Annotated in this window: 9 protein-coding genes and 1 tRNA gene; 1 reads left to right on the forward strand and 9 read right to left on the reverse strand. The window is 46.2% G+C overall.

What is annotated here, in order from left to right; translation table 11 throughout:
* Nucleotides 1–10: 10 nt before the first annotated feature.
* The 9 genes from P8O70_13310 to ilvC all read right to left on the reverse strand — a co-directional run bounded on the left by P8O70_13310 (nt 11) and on the right by ilvC (nt 6399).
* Nucleotides 11–1204: a GNVR domain-containing protein gene (locus P8O70_13310; protein ID MDG2197838.1), complete on the reverse strand. Its 1194-nt coding sequence runs from the start codon at nt 1202–1204 to the stop codon at nt 11–13.
* 24 nt (nt 1205–1228) lie between these two features.
* Complete coding sequence (tyrS, locus tag P8O70_13315) at nt 1229–2464, reverse strand: tyrosine--tRNA ligase (protein ID MDG2197839.1); 1236 nt, start codon at nt 2462–2464, stop codon at nt 1229–1231.
* Between the two features lie 55 nt (nt 2465–2519).
* Complete coding sequence (locus tag P8O70_13320; GenBank protein ID MDG2197840.1) at nt 2520–2972, reverse strand: hypothetical protein; 453 nt, start codon at nt 2970–2972, stop codon at nt 2520–2522.
* Nucleotides 2965–3567, reverse strand: coding sequence for a recombination mediator RecR (gene recR / locus P8O70_13325; protein MDG2197841.1), 603 nt, complete (start codon nt 3565–3567; stop codon nt 2965–2967). The genes P8O70_13320 and recR overlap by 8 nt, the downstream gene beginning before the upstream one ends.
* A gap of 2 nt (nt 3568–3569) precedes the next feature.
* Complete coding sequence (locus tag P8O70_13330) at nt 3570–4070, reverse strand: hypothetical protein (protein ID MDG2197842.1); 501 nt, start codon at nt 4068–4070, stop codon at nt 3570–3572.
* Nucleotides 4067–4444: a response regulator gene (locus P8O70_13335; GenBank protein ID MDG2197843.1), complete on the reverse strand. Its 378-nt coding sequence runs from the start codon at nt 4442–4444 to the stop codon at nt 4067–4069. Before P8O70_13335 ends, P8O70_13330 begins: the two co-directional genes overlap by 4 nt.
* A gap of 90 nt (nt 4445–4534) precedes the next feature.
* Nucleotides 4535–4999, reverse strand: a complete 465-nt coding sequence (locus P8O70_13340; protein MDG2197844.1) for an EVE domain-containing protein — start codon at nt 4997–4999, stop codon at nt 4535–4537.
* Nucleotides 4996–5337: a hypothetical protein gene (locus tag P8O70_13345; protein MDG2197845.1), complete on the reverse strand. Its 342-nt coding sequence runs from the start codon at nt 5335–5337 to the stop codon at nt 4996–4998. Before P8O70_13345 ends, P8O70_13340 begins: the two co-directional genes overlap by 4 nt.
* Before the next feature lie 18 nt (nt 5338–5355).
* Nucleotides 5356–6399 carry a ketol-acid reductoisomerase gene (ilvC, locus tag P8O70_13350; protein MDG2197846.1) on the reverse strand — a complete coding sequence of 348 codons (1044 nt, stop codon included), beginning with the start codon at nt 6397–6399 and terminating at the stop codon, nt 5356–5358.
* Nucleotides 6400–6565: 166 nt separating this feature from the next.
* Here ilvC and P8O70_13355 point away from each other — a divergent pair.
* Nucleotides 6566–6641 (forward strand) — tRNA-Asn (locus P8O70_13355).
* Nucleotides 6642–6761 lie beyond the last annotated feature (120 nt).

A 6761-nucleotide genomic window follows, 5' to 3' on the forward strand; every position in this document is an offset into this window, starting at 1 on the left:
AGGTAGGTTCCTAAGAATTTGCTGAGAGTCGCTGCCTTGTTTTGCGAACAAAATCGACTAAAAAGACCAAGAACACCCCACCAAACAACCCTACAACCAACGAAAATGCTAGAATCAATCTAGAATTGGGTTTACTAGGATTTTCAGGAGGAATGGCACGATCAATAATTCGAACCAAAGGCTGTTGGCCTGACTTCAATAGTTCCAATCGTGATTGGTTCTGAGCAAATTGAATTCTCAACTTAGAAATTCCCCCTGATTCTCTTCCATCTTCAATTAACTTGCTATCTCTTTGATTATTGAATTCAGCCAGTTTTGCCTCCAATACTCCGATTAATGCTTTCATGCCCGTTATGCTTGCTGCATTAGGCTGTGTCTTTTCAAGTACACCCAACTCAATTTGACGATCAATCAAGCGCTGCTGAAGATTTTCCAAAACTAAAGGACTGACAGAGAATGAAGTCTCTCTTTCTGCTGAATTTACTTCAATAGATTTTTCTGCTCCCAATTGACTTAAGGATTGGCTCAGACTATCTATTTCGCGCTGTAAATCGACAATTTCTTGAGAGACCAAGTAATCATTGGCCCAACGCAATCCATCATTTGCTAGGCTTCTTGCCAGTTCTGGGTTGTGGAATTGGACTGTTAGTAATGTCAGTCCAGAGGATTTTTCAGTTTGAAATTCAAAAGTAGGATTTTTGGTATCTCCAATCAGTGAGGCAGCTGCAAATTCATCTGGGGAGAGCAAATCGTTCGGTAAGTCGTAGGTATCCGTCGTAGGATCATACAGATCTGTTAGAATCACAGGAGTCAAGCCTGTGCGATCAAGGAAAAAAGAGAGAAACTCAATTTTTTGAAACAGCCTGATTGTGCGCTGATTGAGGAATTCCTCTTCCAGATCGACTATTCTTCTTTCATGATTCTTTTGCTGAAGGTTGACCGTATTTAAGGGGATAACTTCGTAAGAAACTCTGGCTACATAGGTTTTCGGAGTCAACTCCAAATAAGACCAAGTACTAAGAAAAGCTATCAGGACGCTGGCTAAAAGTATCCACCCATTTCGCTTCAAACTAATTTGCAGCAATAAGAAATAGAAGTTGGTGCTTTTGGAATCTTGAGGATTGTATGGGTTAGGAAATGGGGTGACGTTGGAACTGGTATCCAAATCTTTGAACTGATCATTTTCTTGCTGCTCCAAGGACATATTTAATGACTGAACCTAGACTTTCTACTGAGAAGATCCATCTTGAATAATAATTCGATGGTAGCGCTTTTTTCCAGCCCTCAACAAAACTTCGCCCTCAACAAAATGCTCAACATTCAAAGTAGCCTCTAATTCTTCAATACGTTCCTGATTCAAGTAAAGACCGCCTTGCTGCAGTAAGCGTCTGGCTTCACTACGACTTGGGCATATTCCCACTTCCACAAATAAATCCAAAAGTAGGATACCTGCGGTAATTCGTGATTGGGTAATCTCAGTTGCGGGAACTTGGCTCCGATCTCCACCTCCCCCAAAAACTGCTTGAGCACCCTTTTCCGCTTTTCGGGCCTCTTCTTCACCATGTGCCAAACTTGTGGTCTCAAAGGCCAACACTGCTTTGGCTTTGCGAATATCTGCCCCCTCCAACTGCTCCAATTCCTGAATCTGTTCTTGTGGCAAATAAGTGAACAGTCTTAAGCACTTAGCCACATCGGCATCATCAAGATTGACCCAGTATTGGTAGTATTCGTAGGGTGAAGTTCTTGTTGGGTCCAACCAGATAGCACCAGATTCAGTTTTGCCCATCTTCTTACCACTGACAGTAGTCAACAATGGATATGTAAAACCGTATGCTTCGTGCTGGTCAACTCTTCGAATCAGGTCCACCCCAGAAATAATATTCGCCCATTGATCATCACCCCCGAGTTGTAGGGAGCAGCCGTAACGTCGCTTCAATTCTAGAAAGTCATAAGCTTGCAGGAGTTGGTAGTTGAACTCTAGAAAAGAGAGGCCTGTTTCCAGACGAGCCTTGTAGGTTTCGAACGAAAGCATCCGATTTACTGAAAAATGACGACCAATTTCTCGTAGAAAATCCAAAAAGTTTAGGTCCCGCAGCCATTCCGAATTATTAATTTGTAGATTTTCTTCATCAAATCTGAGAAAGCGTCTAAATTGAGGACGAATGGCTTCGATATTTTTCTGAAGTTGCTCTTCTGTGAGCATCTTGCGCATCTCAGTTTTCCCGCTCGGATCTCCTACCATCGCAGTTCCACCACCCATCAGAGTAATAATTTGGTGTCCGTGGCGTTGTAAGTGGGCTAATCCCATGATCGGAATGAGGTGACCCACATGTAGTGAATCAGCGGTGGGATCAAATCCACAGTAGGCACAGATGGATTGTTGATCCATCCGAGATGCCAATTCCTCTGGATGGGTTTGCTGCTGGCAGAAACCCCGCCATTCAAATTCTTTCAGGACGCTCAAGGCTGGAACTCGCTAGAAACTGCAGAAATTAGGGGGATCAAAAATGTAGGAATTTTCAGAAGCTCGCTGTACCCGAACAGACTTCGTTACAGGTTACAGATTCATGGCCACATTCGGCCACAAAAAACTGACCGTTGTAGCATTCACATTGTCCACTCCAGCGGAAATCGATCTTCACGTCACCAGAGGCTATTTCGTAAGGAAAATTGTAGACGTTGTCTTCACAAATAGAGCGTTGTCGCCATTGATTGGCAGTCTGAGTTGGAGGTGGTATGAAGCGAGAGGGAGCACTGGTCATTTGACAACTCTGCAAGCAATCATTGTAGACTTCAAAGCAGGTATCACCCTGAAGGAATTCCCCAAGTTCTCGGCATTGAGGAAATCCGTATTGAGGATGCTCCACCACGCAACGTTCCAAGCAAGAACTTTCTACTGCGCTTACAGTTGGTGCAGCCAAGCTCATCAATCCGATTGCCACAGTTAGGATTCCCCACAATAACTTAGTCATGCCAACCTCTCCTTCCGGAAAACGCTTCTTGTAAGGTGATTTCGTCCACATATTCTAAGTCTCCTCCTGCTGGCAAGCCTCGGGCAAGTCTCGTGATCTGAGGGACTAAATCTGCTAACTCGGACTGCAAAAATCCAGCCGTAGCTTCTCCCTGTACAGTAGGGTTGGTTGCCAGAATCAGCTCGTCTGCTCCATCTTTTTCCAGCCGTTTGCGTAAGCTGCGAATTTGCAGTTGGTCCGGTCCAATGCCTTCCAACGGGGACAAGGCGCCAAGCAGCACATGGTAAACACCCTGATAGACCCTGCTTCGTTCAATTTGGAAGACGTTGTTGGGCTGCTCTACCACACAGATCAGCCGCTGATTTCTCATTTGATTACTGCAGACCGAGCAAGTTCCAAGGTCCGTGAAACCATGACAGATATTGCAGTGATGTATCCTTTCCTTCACCTGTCGAATAGCTTCCGCGAGATTTGCGGCTTCTTCTGGCGTGTATCTGAGTATCCCAAAAGCAAGCCGTAACGCAGTCTTCTTGCCAATCCCGGGTAATCGAGACAACTCACGGGATAAACGATCCAAAGACTCTGGATACTGCATGCTCACTTCTTATCAGTGAACAGCTGATGGCCCTGCCGAGCCGCTGTGATTTCTAGTCCTAGGGGTTCACTAACTGTGATTTCGACACCCTGAGCTTTTGGATCCCATTGCTCTGGGTAGTTGTTCAAGCGTTCTGAAGTCATGTTCTGCAAGCGTAGTTGATACTCTTCTTCACGAGCTCGAAGTTGCTTGATCATCGACTTCATGCCTCCACCAACAAACTTCATCACCTTCGATGACTTTTGTTTCTCTTCAAGTTCGTCCAGCTTGTCGAGGTTTCTTTGGGAGATGGTGAACTCAGCACGAATATCAATTGGGATTTCTTCCTCCTCGACAAGTGTCCCACACTTATGGACGCGCCCTCCGGGCATCCGCAATTCGGTATACTCTATAGTGTTGCACTTTGGACAATGTAGCCATATCAACCACCCCTCAATTTGACGACTTTCCTCCTTTGCTTTTCGATCCGCCAACCGTTCAGCGAAATTGATAACCTTGCTCATTCAAACCCCATCAACGTCTTGGAGAGAGTCCCTGCATCAAAAGGTTTGAGAATGTGACCACTGATCCCCGCTGCTTTTCCCATGGCAAGCTGATCGTCCAGTGGGTCCATCAGCATCAGGAGAATTGGCAGAGATTTTTTTGAATGAGTTTCACGGATCTGCTTGATGAGGTCCACACCTCGTGCTCCATCCATATACCAATCAACCAGTACCAAGTGATATTGATAGCGCTCCAGCAACTTGATCGCCTCGTCAGGGTCTTTGGCTTCATTGCAAAGTTCTGTTCCCAGATCTCTCAGCGTCTGGCGAATCATCCTGCGAGAAGTGTTGAAGTCATCCACGATCAAAACACGTGTTTCTTCTCCGATTTCCATCAGCGAACCTCATCGAACAGGGAGGGAGAGAGGAGTTTGTTCAGGGAAAAGTAGAAATTTTGAAAGCAGGATTGGGACCGTGACGGCAACTCAATCGTTTGCGAGAGAGAGAATTAGCTGAAATTCTTCTTTGGTAACAGGTTGAACGGAGAGACGCATCCCCTTGCGCAAGAGGAACATTTCTTTCAGTTCAGGAATACTTCGCAACTCTTTCAAAGTCACAGGACGTGGAAATTCGTTCTCAAACTGAACATCTACCATCAGCCAGCGAGGATTTTCTGGCGAGCTTTTCTCATCAAAGTATTTACTCGTAAGATTCCAGGAAGTGTGATCTGGGTAAGCTTCACGAACGACTTTTACTGTACCGACAATCGCAGGCTCAGCTTGACGACTGTGATAGAAGAAAGCTCGATCACCCACTTGCATCTCATCACGCATCAGATTGCGAGCTTGGTAGTTACGGATCCCATCCCAGTGTTCAGTCTGATTAGGACAGTTTTTCAGGTCTTCCAGTGAAAAAACATCAGGCTCACTCTTAAGTAACCAGTACTTCATCGTGCCATCTCTTCAGTTAGATGTTCATCCACTCGCAGTGGCTGCATTTTGACCGCAGGACTACCCCGCCGAACCCAGAGACGAACACGCTCTACAGTCACCCCATTCTCTCGACTGATACTAGCCAACTGCTCCGCATAAAGGATGTCACCCACACGAAATTCAAACAAGGTGCTGTTGGACTCTAGTGGATTCAGGAGCAATAGCACCAAGCCAGGATTATAATGAAGCCTCAGGGAGCCTTCGAAAGCTACCGCCTCCTCCAGCAAATCAGTCGGACGCTGATCCGAAATTTGTAGTTCATAAAAGATTCCAGAGTCCAACAGCTGAAGATTCATTGTTCCATATTCAACGAATTACTGATTTTCTGGGCGAAGCGGACGCAGCACTTGTCCTGCTTGCCACATTTCCTGGTTGCGAACGATTTCCAGTTCCTGCTCCAACTTGTCTCGATAGTCAGGCTGGGAGTTGGTATCGATGGATCTCTTGGCTTCATCCCCCCTAATCACGCTCTGGTAGCATTCTTCGACAACGGGCTTAATCGCCGCATGGAACTTGGGAGCCCAATCAAGCGCACCACGTTGAGCGGTCGTGGAGCAGTTTGCATACATCCAATCCATCCCACGCTGAGAAACCAGAGGATAGAGACTCTCAAGAGCTTCTTCGATGGTCTCGTTGTAAGCTTCTGATGGAGAATGTCCGTGCTCACGGAGCACCTCATATTGAGCTAGGAAAGCCCCTTGAAGCATTCCCATCAAGACACTGCGCTCTCCGGTCAGATCGCTGTGAACTTCTCGCTCAAATGTGGTCTCAAAAAGATGCCCGGAACCAATCGCAAATGCCGTTGCAATACAGCGATCTCTCGCCTTGCCCGTGTAATCCTGATGAATGGCGAATGAAGAGTTGATTCCACGTCCTTCGAGGAAGTGAGTGCGAACTGTCAGTCCGCTACCCTTGGGAGCACAGAGGATCACATCAATATTGGCTTGAGGCACAATACTAGTGTGATCTTTAAAAACAATGCCGAAACCATGTGAGAAGTAAAGGGCATCTCCATCCTTCAGAGAATCCTTAACCATTGGCCACAGAGAGATCTGCGCAGCATCTGAAACCAGGTACTGAAGAATGGTCCCTTTTTGAGCAGCTTCTTCCATCTCAAAAAGGTTTTCTCCAGCAACCCAACCGTCTGCAAGCGCTTTGTCCCAGCTACGCCCTGGGCGCACACCCAAGACAACGTTGAAGCCTTGATCTCGCATGTTCAAACCTTGCCCACGACCTTGTGGGCCATAGCCAAGAATGGCCGTTGTTTCCTGGTCGAGGATATCCTTGCAGCGCTCGGGTGGATAATCACTGCGCTCGATGATGGTTTCTCGGAAGCCGTTGATGTTGATTTCCTTCATGTCCGTCGCGTCCCTGAAAAAGTTTTTGGTTGGCTATTGGGAAATCAATAACCATAGAAATCCACCTAAAAATGTCAATCTTTTCGCAGGTAAAAACTGGGCTGAAGAACTAAAAACTGCTTGCACTTCCGAAACAGTCAGATATATTCGTTGATTATCGATGAGTTCCCCAATAGCTCAGCTGGTAGAGCAAATGACTGTTAATCATTGGGTCGCTGGTTCGAGTCCAGCTTGGGGAGCCAGTCGAAAACCTACCTCACTCATGCCTAATCAAAACTCCACTTTCTCGCTGATCGTTTTCATCTGATCTATCCTGTAAGTCTCAATCTTTATTGCCCTTCCACTTTCTACTGCGCTACTTC

Source organism: SAR324 cluster bacterium, assembly GCA_029245725.1.
Lineage (GTDB): Bacteria > SAR324 > SAR324 > SAR324 > NAC60-12 > JCVI-SCAAA005.

Bases quoted from the DNA above. Each gene is read 5' to 3' on its own strand.
- P8O70_13310 (MDG2197838.1), bottom strand. From the start codon at position 1,204: ATGTCCTTGGAGCAGCAAGAAAATGATCAGTTCAAAGATTTGGATACC.
- P8O70_13320 (MDG2197840.1), bottom strand. From the start codon at position 2,972: ATGACTAAGTTATTGTGGGGAATCCTAACTGTGGCAATCGGATTGATG.
- recR (MDG2197841.1), bottom strand. From the start codon at position 3,567: ATGCAGTATCCAGAGTCTTTGGATCGTTTATCCCGTGAGTTGTCTCGA.
- P8O70_13330 (MDG2197842.1), bottom strand. From the start codon at position 4,070: ATGAGCAAGGTTATCAATTTCGCTGAACGGTTGGCGGATCGAAAAGCA.
- P8O70_13335 (MDG2197843.1), bottom strand. From the start codon at position 4,444: ATGGAAATCGGAGAAGAAACACGTGTTTTGATCGTGGATGACTTCAAC.
- P8O70_13340 (MDG2197844.1), bottom strand. From the start codon at position 4,999: ATGAAGTACTGGTTACTTAAGAGTGAGCCTGATGTTTTTTCACTGGAA.
- P8O70_13345 (MDG2197845.1), bottom strand. From the start codon at position 5,337: ATGAATCTTCAGCTGTTGGACTCTGGAATCTTTTATGAACTACAAATT.
- ilvC (MDG2197846.1), bottom strand. From the start codon at position 6,399: ATGAAGGAAATCAACATCAACGGCTTCCGAGAAACCATCATCGAGCGC.